This window comes from Sarcina sp. DSM 11001, assembly GCF_900101015.1.
GTDB lineage: Bacteria > Bacillota > Clostridia > Lachnospirales > Lachnospiraceae > CAG-791.
This window is the reverse complement of sequence record NZ_FNFZ01000007.1, coordinates 143,129-158,467: the sequence shown is the minus strand read 5'-3', so window position 1 is coordinate 158,467 and position 15,339 is coordinate 143,129. Positions and strand designations below refer to the sequence as shown.

Annotated in this window: 10 protein-coding genes; 3 read left to right on the top strand and 7 right to left on the bottom strand. The window is 50.9% G+C overall.

Annotation, left to right across the window (positions count from 1 at the left end; translation table 11 throughout):
• A partial coding sequence (locus BLT02_RS05380; RefSeq protein ID WP_175453702.1) for a transposase occupies positions 1–351 on the bottom strand: 351 nt, incomplete at its 3' end.
• Positions 352–899: 548 nt separating this feature from the next.
• Here BLT02_RS05380 and BLT02_RS05375 point away from each other — a divergent pair.
• The gene (locus BLT02_RS05375; protein WP_092992322.1) at positions 900–2,171 is read left to right on the top strand and encodes a M15 family metallopeptidase; all 1,272 of its coding nucleotides are present in this window, start codon (positions 900–902) and stop codon (positions 2,169–2,171) included.
• A gap of 473 nt (positions 2,172–2,644) precedes the next feature.
• On the opposite strand, the gene BLT02_RS05370 is transcribed toward BLT02_RS05375, so the two are convergent.
• Complete coding sequence (locus BLT02_RS05370) at positions 2,645–6,040, bottom strand: transglutaminase domain-containing protein (RefSeq protein WP_175453701.1); 3,396 nt, start codon at positions 6,038–6,040, stop codon at positions 2,645–2,647.
• Between the two features lie 412 nt (positions 6,041–6,452).
• On the opposite strand from BLT02_RS05370, the gene BLT02_RS05365 reads away from it, so the two are divergent.
• Together BLT02_RS05365 and BLT02_RS05360 are read left to right on the top strand one after the other, a co-directional pair.
• The gene (locus BLT02_RS05365; protein WP_175453700.1) at positions 6,453–8,000 is read left to right on the top strand and encodes an ABC transporter substrate-binding protein/permease; all 1,548 of its coding nucleotides are present in this window, start codon (positions 6,453–6,455) and stop codon (positions 7,998–8,000) included.
• Entirely contained in the window at positions 7,993–9,084 is a 1,092-nt protein-coding gene (locus BLT02_RS05360; protein ID WP_092992316.1) for an amino acid ABC transporter ATP-binding protein, read from the top strand. Before BLT02_RS05365 ends, BLT02_RS05360 begins: the two co-directional genes overlap by 8 nt.
• A 105-nt stretch (positions 9,085–9,189) precedes the next feature.
• Here BLT02_RS05360 and BLT02_RS05355 read toward each other — a convergent pair whose 3' ends face one another.
• From BLT02_RS05355 to BLT02_RS05335, 5 genes are all read right to left on the bottom strand, one after another.
• Positions 9,190–10,047 (bottom strand): sugar ABC transporter permease, encoded by an 858-nt coding sequence (locus tag BLT02_RS05355; RefSeq protein ID WP_092992314.1) that lies wholly within the window; start codon positions 10,045–10,047, stop codon positions 9,190–9,192.
• Positions 10,048–10,049: 2 nt separating this feature from the next.
• Entirely contained in the window at positions 10,050–11,426 is a 1,377-nt protein-coding gene (locus tag BLT02_RS05350) for a carbohydrate ABC transporter permease (RefSeq protein ID WP_092992312.1), read from the bottom strand.
• A gap of 15 nt (positions 11,427–11,441) precedes the next feature.
• The gene (locus BLT02_RS05345) at positions 11,442–12,683 is read right to left on the bottom strand and encodes an extracellular solute-binding protein (protein WP_092992310.1); all 1,242 of its coding nucleotides are present in this window, start codon (positions 12,681–12,683) and stop codon (positions 11,442–11,444) included.
• 440 nt (positions 12,684–13,123) lie between these two features.
• Positions 13,124–14,863 (bottom strand): bifunctional metallophosphatase/5'-nucleotidase, encoded by a 1,740-nt coding sequence (locus tag BLT02_RS05340; protein WP_092992308.1) that lies wholly within the window; start codon positions 14,861–14,863, stop codon positions 13,124–13,126.
• A 173-nt stretch (positions 14,864–15,036) separates the two neighbouring features.
• A complete protein-coding gene (locus BLT02_RS05335) occupies positions 15,037–15,273 on the bottom strand; it encodes a hypothetical protein (protein WP_139187427.1) in 237 nt (78 codons plus the stop codon).
• Positions 15,274–15,339 lie beyond the last annotated feature (66 nt).

Here is a 15,339-nt window from a genome sequence, read left to right as displayed (position 1 = left end):
GTCTTTGAGCCTGCTGACATTGTCTTTCCTGAAGTCGGAAATCGTTCTGAAATCGGGCTCGGCACCTTTCATGAGCCATTTTGCCTCAATGTTCACATGGCAGGCTTTCTGGAGTTTTCTTGAAGAGCGCATGTTATTCCTGTGGCCATACAGGTACAGCTTGAGCAATGACCCCGGGTTATAAGCAGGCCGGCCTTCTGATGATGGATTGGTGTTTGTGAAACCCATTCCCGTCAGATCGAGCGAATCAACAAAGGCATCAATGATCCTTGCGATGCTGTCGGGATCAACCATCATGTCAAGTGATGTCATATACATTTGATTCCGGTCGATTGTCTTTACATACGGCATAATGTACACCTCCTGCATACATTATACTATATATAGGAAAAACAGTGGACGTCTTTATTCGTTATATGAACTGTTAACGCATGATGCCGGAAGAGGAAACATGCTTTTGCTGTCTGGGGACCAGTCAGCAAAAGCGGTGTGCAGAAGACATATGGTTGGAAGCAGGATCCACGGCTTGGGTCAGAAGCAGCAGGGGCGTAAGCCGCTGCTGCACAGACAAAAAAGTCCGCCAGGTTTGCTGGCTTCCTGGATCAGATCATAGCATGGCCAGTAATTTGATAAAATTTTTACTGTAAACATGGTGGGTTATCGGACAGTCTGCCCTTGCCCCCCAACTGTCAAAATCAGGAACAAGGGGACAGATACAAAAGGACCGTCCCCGAGAATACTCTGTGATAACAACCGACACTTTGTGAAAACAATTTAAAATAATACGAAACCGTTCCCATTCTGATGAATACTAAGGTATTATAGTAGCGGCACCTGTGTTTTTGTGGTTTTAAGAAAAACACCATATCAAAACAACAGAACAAGCGAGGAAAAAAGTTATGAAAAAAACATGGAAAAAATGCTGCAGCCTGATCGTTGCGGCAGGTATGGTATTTGCGCTCGCGGCCTGTTCTTCCGGAACCGCTGCTCCCTCCGCAGATACAGAAAAAGAAACGGAAGCTCCTGCCGACGTTTCCGCTGTGGATTCTGTTGAAGATTCTGATGATGCCTCTGCAGGTCTCTCTGCTGCCGCCTCTGAGGAAGCTTCTGCTGCTCTTTCCGCTGACGCCGCTGCCTTTTCGACCGCAGCAGCTGCTGAGTTTTCGACTGCTGAGGCCGCTGCCTTCTCCACAGAGGTGGCTCCTGAAACAGCCTCCACTGCCGCCACGGACGGTGCACAGACTGCTGCAGAGGGCATCAACTATCTCGTGCTGGTCAACAAGATTCATCCCCTGCCTGAGGGCTGGGAGGACGCGCTTGAGACCGTCCATACGACAAATTCCCTGGGCGATGATGTAGAGGTGGAGAAAAAGACCTATGATGCCTACCTGCTCCTGAAGGAAGACCTGGAAAAGGAGGGTGTGTACGTGGATCTTGATTCCGGCCGCCGCAGTGTCGCTGATCAGCAGAGGATCATGGACGATTTTACAAAAAAATACGGTGCGGACTATGCCGCAAAGACAGTTGCGACTCCGGGCTTCTCTGAACACCACACCGGACTGGCGCTGGATCTGTATCTCATTATCGACGGCGTCGACGTTGTTGAAAACGAAGACATGATCCAGTATCCTGAGATCTGGGAAAAGATCCATGCGAAGATTGCAGACTACGGCTTCGTCCTCCGTTTTCTGGAGGGTAAGGAGCATCTCACTGGTTATGGCTATGAACCATGGCACATCCGGTATGTCGACAGCGTTGATATTGCAAAAGAGATCATGTCAACCGGTGTGACCCTGGAGAGTTACCTGGGCGATGTCAATGAGACAGATGTGGATATCGACTACGGCACTTCCGAACTCTACAGTCAGGAAGATCTGGAAGAGGCCGCCATCCAGATCAAATGCAGCTTCGCCTCCTGGAAGGGTTGCGAGCTCCACAGCCTGCGCTATGCCGGGGATGAGTGCTGCACCGAAGAAAACATCGCATGGCTGAATTCCCATGAAGGCGTAACAGAAAAATACACACAGGTCGCCGAATTTCTGGGCAGCTTCCACAGCCCGGTCGAAAGTGGTCTCTCTGCCTGGGAGCCTGATTATGAATATACCGATTACCAGTGGTGGCTGGGACGCACTGAAAACGGTGGTTGGGAAATCGTAGATTCCGGTTATTGAGGACAGGGCTGTCAGCAATCAGGTTATAAGAATTCAGCTGTTGTGAATCTGGATGCTTTAGATCCAATGATCAAATCCGGTTGTCGATCCGGCTGTCGATCCGGCGGTTGATCTGACCGCTGAAGACACAGCTATAAAATCTGACTTATAAAGTCTGACTATTAAAATCTGACTATTAGGGTAGAGGGGAGCTGAATGGCTCCGCCCCTCCCATTGCACCGGACGTACGGTTCACGTATCCGGCGCTACATCAACTGTAAATCAATATCGGACTTTATTGAGATAGTATGCAAGGGGAGAGTCCCGGGTAAACCGTGACTCTCCCCTTGCATTTTAATTTCATTCCAAGCACTTTCGGGCTTAGGATATAGTTTATGACATCCCTATTGCACTGGCTGTATAATCCCTTTCGCGAATTAGCGACTATGTAAAGCTCCTCATCGTCGAACTGGAAGCCAAACATAGTACAGTGCTCATTTACTGATCTTCACGCTCTTTTTCGCGCTCCATGCGGACCAGTAGTTTTTACTGCCGGCAGTTTTGTAAGTCCGAATCCGGACATAATAGGTCTTCCCTTTTGACAGACTTCCAATAACTTTGGAGACGGTGGAAACATTAGAGACATTTACACTATTGTTTCCACTCTTAAAGCCGCTGTCGGTGCTGTACTGGATCTGATAACCGGTCGCCCTGGCGTTCTTCGCCCAGGTCACGGTCATCTTTTTGGAAGAGCTGTTGGTCAGGGTCTTCACTGTGGGCTGCGCCACGCGGTAGGTCGTAAGGGACTTCGACAGGGTGCTGTTCCCGGTCGATGCCTTGGCCACGATCTTGTAGGTATACTTCGTGCCGTTGGTATTGGCGGCGGTGTCGGTATAGGTCACAGTGCCGCCGCTGGTAATGGTCTTGATCCTTGTGCCGTCACGATAGACATGGTAACCGTTCGCGCCGTCCACCTTTTTCCAGGTAAGTTTAATACCCTTCGCCTGATTGTCTGCGGTAAGAGAAGCTGTCGCTGCGGGAACAATGTTGATCGTAAGGGTTTTGGAAGCCTTGTTGAAGTCCGAAGTCGCCGAGGATGTCACTGTGATCTTCGCTGTACCGACCTTCCTCGCTGTAATCAAACCATTTTTATCCACAGCCGCTATTGCTGTATTCGAAGATGAAAAGGTCTTCGTCCCCTTCGCTCCGCTCACAGTGACAGAGGCTGTCTTACCGGCCGACAGGCTGGAAGGGCCTTTGGCAGTGAGTTTCTGTGCCGCCTTTCCAATCCTGAATGAAGCTGTAAGGGTTCCGGCATAGTCCCCTGTTCCGGTAAGAACTGCCTGGGCAGTCCCGGCATGAGTGTTGTTTTTGTAGGTGATCCGGTAATCCGTCCCTGCTTTCAGCGTCGAGGAACCGGCTTTAACAGTGGGGACCGGCTTCTGGGGCGATCCGTTATAGACAAGGGAATCCGGGAAGGTAACCTTCGCGCTTGTGATCGGGATGGGGTCGAGCTTAGGGATAGCCGCAGTCGTTTTAACCCCGCACTCTGTACAGGATCTTTCCTTTCTGCCTTCCGTCTGAACGGTCGCGGCTTTTATAGTTTTCCATGCTCCCCATTTGTGGTGGTGCACACCGTTCTCGTCCAGAGAGATCCACTTTGTAGAGGAAGTAAAAATGCTTTTGTCAGCGTTTTTCCAACTGTCTTCCGCCTCCGGATAATAGATGCGGAAGCCATGATACAGACCCTGCTGGTCAATATCGGGAAGAGGGCCGCGGAAGGTGATGGATTCCAGGTTCTCAAAAGACCGGATGATCCCCATTCCCAACCGCGTGATCCCGGCGTCGATGACGATATTCTTCACAAAATCCCCGCGGATATTTTCAAGAGCAAAGGAATCTTCTTCCTTTATCAACTCCTCGTCGACCCATCCGATAAGGGAACTACTGTAGAGATTGTCCCAGAGAGGTCCATCACCGCTGATCCGGAGGGTGCCGTCCTCATAGAAGCGCCAGACTGCACTGTTTCCGCAGTTTCCCATCGCTGCAGGTTCTCCAAAGTCCTCCCCGGCAGGCTCCGGGGCATTGGGATCCTCCAGAAAATCACGGACGATCATCTCAAGATTGCCGGGATCACCGTGTTGGGCCAGGACGATCTGGTTCTTGGAATTGATCAGGAATATAGTCGGAGAATAAGTGTATCCTTCGGGATCCGCGATTCCTGTAAGTTCCTCCAGTTCGCTGAGTGCCTCCAGGTTATTGTTGCATACTGCATATGTACCGGGGACATCTGCCGGCAGGCTCTTCCCTATTTCGGAAATGATTCTCTTCTGTGCTTCTATATCCCATTTCATATATGCATAAACAAAATCCACCCCGGAGAAGGTCTTCTCCCTCAGGGATTCCAGAATCGGCTCCGTAAACGAACAGCCTTCGAAGAAAAAGAGAAGCACCTTCGCACGGCCGTCCTTTGCCGATGTGGAAACAGTCCCGTGATTCCAGGTGAGCAGAGTGTAGTCGGGCGCCGCGCCCAGATTCTGCAGGGAAAATCCGTACCGGTACTCAGACAACGGATAGCGCTCCGCAAAAGCCGCCTCATGGAAATCATCATCACTGTTCTCATGCCGGGCAAAATCTTTTTTCCCTTTAAGGAAGAATTCTTCTGTATTGGTGTTCTCATCCCAGGTGCAGTCCACCAGATAATACAAATCTCCCAGCCGGACAATATTCCAGGCATGGGCCATTTTTTTACTGCTTATAATCCTGGTGTCGATCCCGGCTTCCAGGGCAAGACGGTAAAACATCGAGGAGTACCCCTGGCAGACGGCCAGATGCCTGACAAGTGCGCCGTATCCGCAGTAGGTCTGAGGATAATCGTCCCGATTTCCGTATAGAGTATCGTAGTCATACTCCACAGTTTCGCAAATGTAATCGTGAATCGCCTTTATCTTGTCGTAATCGCTCTTTGTATTATCCTTCAGTCCAAGCGCACTGACCAGGCGGGCTGTCTCCCTGTCCGCCTCCTGCTCCTCCTCTGCGCTGTCGTGGTAAAGCAGATGATATACAACTGCGTACATCCCTTCCTGGCTCTGGTATCCTGCCCTGATCGACCAGATGGCGCTCTTGAGATAATCTCCCCCTCGCGGTTCTCCCGCGTGGGCAAAAAGATCAGAAAAGCCTACCAGATCAAGCGCAAGGAAAACAGACTCGGGCACAAGCACTGTGATCGTCTCCGTCCTGGAGAAAGCCTGCTCCCTGACATACCCGAGTGTCTCCTCGAGAGTCTCACAGGACTGTGCAGCTCCGGTATCCACTGAAGCTGCCATGGCAGGGGTGACATTCAGGATCTCATCCTCCAGATCCAGCTCGACCTCGACCAGTTCGGGCAGATCCTCCTGCGGATCAGCGGATGCTTCCGCGGATTCCTGCAGAACCTCACTGTTTTCCTGCAGATCTTCCATCTCCTCCTGCGGGGTCTCTGCGCTTTCCTGTGGATCCACTATCTCTTCCTGCGGATCAGACATCTCTTCCTGCGTGATCTCTGCACTTTCCTGAGAAGCCCCTGTGTCTTCCGGACTATTCTCTGTCTCCGCAGGCTGTACCGCAGTTTCTATATTGTCGTCTGCCTGACCGGGTTCTATATCATCAGCCTCTTCCTGAGAAAAATCGCTTTCAGAAGGCTGAGCATCCGCTTCTCCATCCTCCTGCACATCCTTTTCGTTTTTTTCTGTATCCTCTTCTGTCTCTTCACTGAACTGACTGACGTCCTCTTGAGAGATGCCCTCCTGTGAACTCTCCATCTGCTGCGCTGCATAAGCTGTTCCCTGCAGGGATCCTGCAGCCAGTACAACCGCCAGAATCATTGCCAAAAACCGGTTTCCTCTTTTCATGATGATTCGTCCTTTCGTCATAGTATTGAATTTCTCAGCCTGGAAATATAGGGACGGTCCTTTCGGGTCTGTCCCCCTGTTTTCCCAACGAAATATAGGGACGGTCCTTTCGGGTCTGTCCCCCTGTTTTCCCAACAGTCGGAACCAGAAACAAGGGGACGGAAACAAAAGGACCGTCCCCGTACCCCACCCGTGCCCCATTGATTATAGCATTACAAAAAGAATTTCGTCCAAGTACTTTCCCTGCTTCATAAGGCTTTTTCTGCGAACCAGGGAACCGTTCCTCAATCCTCTGCTCTGCTATGGGAACCGTTAGACATTGGGGATTATTTCCTGTATCATGAATAGGCCTGAATCAGTATCCGAATGAGCTTAAAAAAAGTGATCTGGGAGTGATATGATGAGTTTGAAGATGTTTTTTAAACGTGCGGCGGTGCTCGGAGTCTGTCTCCTCCTTGCTCTTTCCGCGTTTCTTTTCCGGCAGGTGAACGCAGAAGAGCTTAGCGGGGATACTTCTCTTTCCCGGTTTGAGCACGCCCGAATAGGTGTACAGACCGGTACCAGTTTTGACAAAATGGTAAAGAAAAATATGCCGGACGCCAAAGTGGCCTATTTCAACACCAAGGCTGATCTGGTGGCAGCGCTCACCGGGCACAAGATTGATGCCTTCGCTATTGATGAGCCGGCGGCACAAATTGTGACACAGGAATACAGTGAGGTCACCTGGCTGCCCGATTATCTGGATACCTATTCCTTTGCTCTCGCGTTTCCGAAGACCAAAAAAGGAGAAGCCCTGCGCAATCAGTGTAATGATTTCCTCCATCAACTGCCTGATGGTACGCTGGATATGCTGGCCTCCAAATGGTTCGGTGAGGACGAAGCGGCAAAGACCATGCCGGACAGCAAACATCTGTCCGCGGAGAACGGGACGCTCCGGGTCGCGACAGAAGCCGGTTATGCTCCCTTTGAATACGTGCGCGACGGGGAGATCGTGGGCTATGACATGGAGATCTGCGTTATGTTTTGCGAGGCCTGCGGCTACGGTATGGATATCGTGGACATGAACTTCGACGGGATATTGCCTTCGGTACAATCAGGGAAGTGCGACTTTTCCGCAGCCGGCATCAACATCACACCTGAACGGATGGAGAGCGTGCTGTTTTCCGAGCCTACTTTTCGCGGAGGCACGGTCCTGGTGGTACTGAAGGAAAATGCCCTGGCCGGTGATTCCGGGAATGATTCCCTGTGGGGAGGCATTGTATCCAGTTTCAACAAGACCTTTATCCGGGAAAACCGCTGGAAGTTATTTGTACATGGCGTCGAAACGACACTCCTCATCACCGTACTCTCAATCCTCTTTGGAACAGCGCTTGGGTTTGGAGCCTTTTTGCTTTGCCGCAACGGCAGCCCCGCCGCCAATACCATTGCCCGGTTTTGTGTATGGCTGGTACAGGGAATGCCGATGGTAGTGCTCCTGATGGTCCTGTTTTATATTGTTTTTGGAAAAGTATCCATCAGCGGTATAGTGGTGGCAGTGATCGGCTTTACTCTGACTTTCGGCTCCTCCGTGTTCAGCCTGATGAAAATGGGCGTCGGAACCGTCGACCGGGGTCAGTATGAAGCAGCCTATGCGCTGGGCCACTCCAACAGCCGCACCTTTTTCCGGATCATCCTGCCCCAGGCTATTCCTCACATCCTTCCCGCTTATCAGGGAGAGATCGTCGGACTCATCAAGGCGACGGCTGTCGTAGGCTACATAGCTGTGCAGGATCTGACCAAAATAGGCGATATTGTGCGCAGCCGGACTTATGAGGCATTTTTCCCGCTGATCGCCGTCACAGTCATCTATTTTGTTCTGGAGGGACTGATGAACATTCTGGTGGGCTGGCTGCGTGTGCGGAGCGATCCGAAAAAGCGGTCGAAAGCCCGTATTTTGAAGGGGGTCAAGACAGATGATTAAAATCGAACATCTGAAAAAAGAATATCCTGACACCACTCCTTTGAAGGATGTGAGCGTGACGATCCATGACGGCGACGTGATCGCGGTCATCGGGCCCTCCGGTACGGGCAAGAGCACGCTGCTGCGCTGCATCAATCTCCTGGAAAAGCCCACGTCAGGGAAGATCCGGGTGGGGGAGGACGAAATCACCGACCGCCGCTGTGACATCAACCGTATCCGGCAGCGTATGGGCATGGTTTTCCAGTCCTTTAACCTCTTCGGACACATGACAGTTATTGAGAATATCATGTTCTCCCCGGTGGAGTTGAAAGGAATGAGCCGGCAGGCGGCCTATGACAGAGGCATGGAACTTTTGCGGATGGTAGGGCTTGCGGATAAAGCACTGAGCTATCCGGACGAGCTCTCAGGCGGGCAGAAACAGCGCGTCGCTATCGCTCGTACGCTGGCGATGGATCCAGAGATCATCCTTCTCGATGAGCCGACCAGCGCACTGGACCCGACCATGGTGGATGAAGTACAGGCGGTCATCCGGGATCTTTCCACCAGCGGGAAAACCATGATGATCGTCACACATGAGATGAACTTTGCGCGTGCGATCTCCAACCGTGTCTTTTTCATGGACGAGGGCGGCATCTATGAAGAGGGTACTCCCGAGCAGATCTTCGATCACCCCCAAAAAGAACGGACCCGCCGCTTTATCCAAAAGCTCAAGGTTCTGGAGTTTGATATTGACAGAACCGGCTTCGACTTTCTCCGCTGGGGAGCGGAGATCGATCGTTACTGCCAGCAAAATAACATGACAACGAAAGAAAAATACAGGATCTGCCTGGCTCTCGAGGAACTGGTTCATCAGATCCTGCTGCCGCACCTGGACTGCACACAGATCCATGTGATCCTTGAGCACTCCTCGCAGACGGAGCGGACAGATCTGACGGTCACCTACAACGGGGAGCAGTTCGATCCGCGGCAGTCGGATAACGAACTGTCCCTCACTATGCTCCAGACCACAGCCGAGGAGATCCGGTATAGCTATGATCCCGATTCTGAAGAACCGAACAGCGTGGTACTTTTTATAAAAGAGTAGACCGGGACTAGTGTGACGTCTCAATCATAACAGAATTAAAATCACCATCTCGGACACTGTGAAACTGTGTTGTCGTCAGTCGCCGATGGGCCAGGCAATAACGCTTCATCCTTTGACACCGCCGGTCAGTCCATCTACGTAATACTTCTGCAGATACATGAACAGGGCTGCAATCGGGATCGAGATCAGCACTGCTCCGGCCGCAAAGCGCGTGTACCAGTTATCGATGTATTCCTTCTCCAGCATTTTCCACAGACCGATCGCGACCGTGTACTGGTCTGCATTGGCACGGCATATTACTTTTGCGAAGATGAAATCCACCCATGGAGCAATGAAAGAAGTCAGGATCGTGTAAACGATGATCGGCCTGGACAGGGGAAGTGTGATTTTGGTGAAGACCTGCCAGTGTGTGCAGCCGTCGATCATTGCCGCCTCATCGATCGCAGCAGGTATAGTGTCAAAGAAGCCCTTGGCAATCTGGAAGGAGAGGGCCGCGCCGCCGGAATAGCACAGGATGAGAGCCACCGGGATCAGCGATCCTTCCGTCAGCCTCAGGGTTTTCAGGATGAAATAGACCGCGACCATGCTCATGAAGCCGGGGAAAAGCCCCAGGATCATAGCCATGTTCATGTAGGTCTTGCGATACTTAAAACGAAGCTTCGAGAGGCAGTAGGCGACACTGAGCACAAAGAAGGTGGACAAAATGCAGGAAAACACTGCGATGATCAGTGTGTTTGTAAACATTCTCGGGAAATTCAGGATCGTTGTGTCTGTAAAGAGCTTTTTGTAGTTGGCCAATGTGTAAGCTTTGGGAAAAAATGTCGACACATATGATCCTTTTTCCGCGCGGAAGCTGGTGAGAATGACCCAGAAGATGGGGAAGACCCAGATTGCAGCCAGAATCGCCAGGATGATATGCACGATCACATTATTGCGGGTCCGCTTTGCTTTTGCGTTTTTCATCGTCAGAAACCTCCTTCTTCCTTGTAGGATTTACTGTTGCGGTAAGTCAGCAGGGAGCCGACAGCAAGGATGATAAAGGTCAGGATGCCGACGACCGCGCCGATGTTATAGTATTGTTTCTCAATGGTCAGCTTATAGAGCCAGGTGACCAGCAGATCCGTATCTCCTGCCGTGGAGGCAAGGTTGGTCACCGGGTCGCCGCCGGAAAGAAGGTAGATCACGTTGAAGTTGTTCACATTGGCTGTAAATGTAGCGATCAGGTAAGGTGTGGTCACATAGAACATATAAGGGAGAGTGATCGAGAAGAACTGCTGGATCTGGTTTGCTCCGTCCACCTCGGCAGCCTCATAAAGGTCTGCAGGAATGTTCTGCAGAACGCCCGTCAGCTGCAGGAGGGTATAGGGCACTCCCACCCAGATATTGATGACGATGACGGTGATCCTTGCCCATGTGGCATTGGTAAAAAAAGGCAGGCTTATTCCGGCAGGAATAAGGCCGACATTGCGGAGCATCACGTTGACTGCGCCTTCCGGCTGCAGCATGGTGCGCATGACCAGCAGGGAAACAAACATGGGAACTGCGCAGGACAGTACAAAGCAAAACCTCCAGAAGGCCTTGATTTTTGTGTCCTTTCGGTTGATCAGGATCGCCAGGATCATTCCGAAGAAGTAGTTGGTGAAGGTCGCGAAAAAGGCCCAGACCAGTGTCCAGATCAGGACTCTCCAGAATGTACCGCCCAGAACAGAACTTCTGTCAAAAAGCGTTGCGAAATTCCGAAGTCCGACCCAGTCGAACAGGATCAGATGGTTGTCTATCCTGCTGTAATTGGTAAAGGCCATGCAGATCATATAGACCAGGGGCAGAATTGTGAGCACAATAATGAAAAACATGGGCGGTGTCATGAGTGTATAAGGCAGGTTTTCATCCAGAAGGCTTTTCAGGTCCTCTGTAAAAGAAGGCACGTGGCTGCCCGCCAGGTCCAGCATCTCCGCCCTGTAGACGCTCCGCATACCGGCGCGCCAGATCACGAAGAACAGGACAATGATCATGATGATCCCCAGCCCATAGAGCAGGATCAGGATGGACTGATCTCCTTTGGTGTACATATATACCTGCAGCTCCTCGTTCCAGACCTCTTTCTGCGGCACTGATCCAAGACCAGGCAGCATGGCCAGGCTGCGGAAGCCGCTGCGGATCATGAACATCACAAAAGCGATCTCTATTGCCAGATAAAGCGCACCCTTGATGACCTGTTTGTGTAATAAACAGCCCAGTCCCATGATCAGGGCAGATAGTCTGGTCTCTGTCCTTCCGTTCTTCAGGATCACTGACAGGCCTGGATCCGACAATTCGAAATTGCCGGTGTTTTTTTCTCTCATGTCGATTCCTCCCTTCTACTGAATTCCGTTGCTGTTCATGGCTTTATTCATCGCTTTGGTCTGTTCTGCGGCGTTTTTGTGCGTCACAGTACCGTTGCGGATCGATTTGCCCATGTTTTCGATCGGTGCCCAGCAGTTCGCCATACGGGAGACGAAGGGCTGGAGTTTGGATGTCCTGTCAAACGTTTCGTTCTGAGCCAGGAAAACGGGATCTGAGGTGATGACAGGATCCTCCTGAAGCTCTGTTGAACATGGAATCACGGAACGAAGCTCATAGTGAAGTCTCTGCGCTTCTGCGCTGCCCAGATAGATTGCAAGCTCAACCGCAGGAACCATGTACTCGGAATGGGCATTTACACCGATCGCTTTGGAACCGGAATAGGCGTACATCTGCCTGGGGGTGCCGTCCAGTGTATATTCGGGAAGAGCGGCTGCGCCCAGGTTATCACCCAGAATGTGCTTGACACTTTCGTAGTCCCAGGAACCGGAAAAAACAGCGTTGATGGATCCGTCCCGCAGGCCGGCCATTCCGGAACCGTCTGCATCCACAACAAAATGGGGATTATGGATCAGGTCGATCAGGTAATTTGTGACTTCGACCGCATTATCGCCGCCGAAGTCCACCCCCTCTTCTTCCCGGGTGCCGTCGCCGAACATCGTGCAGCCGTTTCCGAAATAAAAGGCAGGCAGATACCAGCCGTTTGTAAAGGGAAATGACACGACACCCTTCTGCAGCATTGTCTCAAGACTCTTTACATCTTCTTCAGAGAACACGCTCTTGTCGTAATACATAAACCATGTGTTTGTCGTGAAAGGAACACCATATAGAAAGCCGTCCATCGTGACGGAATTCAGCAGTGTCTCACTGGCATTTTCCCGGATCTGCTCTTCGTATTTGCCGCCAAATTTCGCAAGCGCCTGGGCGTCTGTCAGCGTAGTGATATTGTCATTGGCATACAAAAAGACATCTGCGCTCGCTTCCGGATCCTGCGCTATGGAACTGGCAGCGGTTCCCTCGTCTGCAATTCCGTACACAAATGTGATGTCCCACTCTGGATGCTGCTCCGCAAACAGGGCGCAGCATGTCTGAAGCCACTCCCCGGAATCCCGGGACTGATCCTCTGAAGGTGACCAGACCATCAATCTGACTTTTTCGCTGCCGTCTTCCAATCCCCCTGCAGCACCGCATCCGGCAATACCCCCCAGAAACAGCAGAACAGCAGCTACAGCTGACAGAATTCTCCATTTCTGCCTCATTCAGATACCTCCTTTACTCTTTCGGCTCAATTCCTGACAGATCAGCAAATTGTGTTTTTTACTCCCTTTATCCCGGCCAGTATCATTTTCCGAAGCTGCAGATATTATTCTGCCGGTATATGTTATCAAGAAACATATCTGATCTGACCGTTTAGAGCTCTTGCAAAACTATTAACCATTATAAAAAAGATTAAACATTATAAAAAGATAAACCATTATAAAAGAAAGAAGGGGCATATGAAACTGGGCAAATGTGCCCGGGCGCCCCTTCTCCATCTTTATTGATCCCTCTTTATTGTTTTTTCTTTACTGTTTTTTCTTTATTGAGCTATATTCATGTTTTGACTTTTGTGTTTCTTTCTCCTCAGCTGCTTCTCTGTTTTATTTTGTTTTTGTCTGTTTCTCTCTGTTTCTGTCCGTTTCTGTTTTTTCTGCCTTTTTTATTCCGCAGGTTTTTCCTCAACGATGACGATCCTGCCCTGTCCGGTGGGGTCACTGTATTCTTTGCCGATCACACCGCCAAGTTCTCCCGTGAGATAATCGACAAGCAGCTGTACATCCAGCAATCCTCCCGCGTCAACACGCTCGGCGCCGTTAAATGCGGTTTGTCCATCTCCGCCATTGAGGAACCAGTAATCATTTCCCGCCACATTGTAAAGGGCGTCAGGGTCGATCGGAGTGCCGTTGACTTTTACATTCCTGACGCGGCGCTCGCCCGCAACGCCAGTGAACATGCCGTTGACATCCTTTGTGCAGGTCGAATCAATATAGGTGTGGATCTCATAGGAAAGACCGGAAACCTGCATGAAGCCTCCGTTTTCACCGGGAACTGCCGCCGCGCCCCATTCCAGCGCGTCCAGAATCTGCTGGCCGGTCGCCTGGACAACGCAGATTTCGTTCCCGAAAGGAAACACTTCGTACATATTTTTCATCGTGACATCGCCGGCAGGAATACTGACCCGGATGCCTCCGCCGCCAAGCAGGGCGATGTCTGCCCCGGTCACGAACCGATAAGCATCTGTACACAGATCGCCCAGGTTCGTTTCCGCCCGGCGGATCATGCGGACTTTGCCCCACTCGGGGTCCACAGCCACAGGGTCGTAAATAGTCATTTCCTGTTCGGAAACAGCGATTTTCCCTTCCAGGAGCTTGCTTATACTGCCTCTTGCCTCCTTTACTGCCGTGGACATTTCATTTTCGATTCCGAGCACCTCTGGTGCGGAATCGTCAAGCGTCCAGGAATAAATACCAGCGGTCACTTCGCCCTCAGCGGGGATCCTGCACCATCCGATGTGCTGCATCTTGGTCCCGCAGGCGGAGCGGGGAACTTCTTTTCCGTCCTTGTTTTTCATGATCACCTGATCCGTGTCATGGCTGTGGCCGTCCAGGAAGGCGTCGATCCCGTTGGTATGGGAGATCACATCCGCGTAAGTCCAGGGGCGGCATTGTTCTTCATTTCCCAGGTGACCCAGCACGATCACATATTCCGCGCCCTCTGTTCTCGCATTGTCCACAGCGGACTGCACGGCATTGTATACGCCCTCCCCCGTCTCATCCTGGAGGAAAGAGTAGACAAACTCACCGTTTTCATCCTCGAAAAGTGTGGGCTTGGACGCCGTGATCGTAGTGGGAGTCGTCACGCCGACAAAACCGATCTTTCTCCCCCCGATCTCCCGGATGACATAAGGGTCAAACACATTTTCGCCCTTGTACTGGAAATTGCAGGAAATATATTTGAACTGTGCCTTTTCAGCAAGAGAAAGGAAATTGTCCACACCATAGTCAAACTCATGATTACCGGGTATGGCTACACTGTAGCCCATCTTGTTCATGAGATCAATTAAAGCGTCGCCCTTGGTCAGCAGTCCGAGGGGATCGCCCTGGATATTATCTCCGTCGTCCACCAGGATGACCTCATAGCCCTTTTCCTGCTCGTATTTGAGGATCTGCTCCAGCCCGGCATATCCGAACCCCTCATCGATCCCGCAGTGGATATCACTGGTATAGAGGATCATGATATCCTTTTTATCCTCATTCTCATCCTGCGCCTGAGAATCCTCCGCAGCTGCAGCTGGTTCTCCTGTACTGCTTCCGGAAGCCGCCGCTCCGTACACCACCGCCGGAAGCAGCAGTGCCGCAGCCAGGGCTGCACATATTAAGGTTCTAAGTGATCTTTTCATGACTATCCCTCCTGATAATTAATAAATGATACCCTGACGTAAATGTAAGCAGATATCTGCAGCGGTCAGACAGGTATATGTATTGTAAAAAACGGGTATCAGGATTTCTTGATACCCGTTTCCCTTTTACCTGCCTCAGCAGGCAGAAAAACAATCATTTCAGGATTTCATAATCATTTCAGGATTTCATTAAGAGGCACTTCCTTTCTGCATTTAGGGCAGTAATACACTCCCATATTCTGCTGAAAGATAAGCTTTGAACCACATCCAACATGAACAGGGCCTTCAACTTTCCTGTTTTTTTCTCTAACTCTGAAGTAATCAACTGAAACACCGCCTGTTGCGGATTCAAGAACATTATCAGCAACACTGCACTCTTTTTTTCCTTCACATTTCTGTAAATCACTCAATGATATTTCCTCCTTTCCCGGCATCCCTTATTCAGGTCCGTAGTCCGGTCTTTTTTTACGTATGAT

Bases quoted from the DNA above. Each gene is read 5' to 3' on its own strand.
- BLT02_RS05375 (WP_092992322.1), top strand. From the start codon at position 900: ATGAAAAAAACATGGAAAAAATGCTGCAGCCTGATCGTTGCGGCAGGT.
- BLT02_RS05370 (WP_175453701.1), bottom strand. From the start codon at position 6,040: ATGAAAAGAGGAAACCGGTTTTTGGCAATGATTCTGGCGGTTGTACTG.
- BLT02_RS05365 (WP_175453700.1), top strand. From the start codon at position 6,453: ATGTTTTTTAAACGTGCGGCGGTGCTCGGAGTCTGTCTCCTCCTTGCT.
- BLT02_RS05360 (WP_092992316.1), top strand. From the start codon at position 7,993: ATGATTAAAATCGAACATCTGAAAAAAGAATATCCTGACACCACTCCT.
- BLT02_RS05355 (WP_092992314.1), bottom strand. From the start codon at position 10,047: ATGAAAAACGCAAAAGCAAAGCGGACCCGCAATAATGTGATCGTGCAT.
- BLT02_RS05350 (WP_092992312.1), bottom strand. From the start codon at position 11,426: ATGAGAGAAAAAAACACCGGCAATTTCGAATTGTCGGATCCAGGCCTG.
- BLT02_RS05345 (WP_092992310.1), bottom strand. From the start codon at position 12,683: ATGAGGCAGAAATGGAGAATTCTGTCAGCTGTAGCTGCTGTTCTGCTG.
- BLT02_RS05340 (WP_092992308.1), bottom strand. From the start codon at position 14,863: ATGAAAAGATCACTTAGAACCTTAATATGTGCAGCCCTGGCTGCGGCA.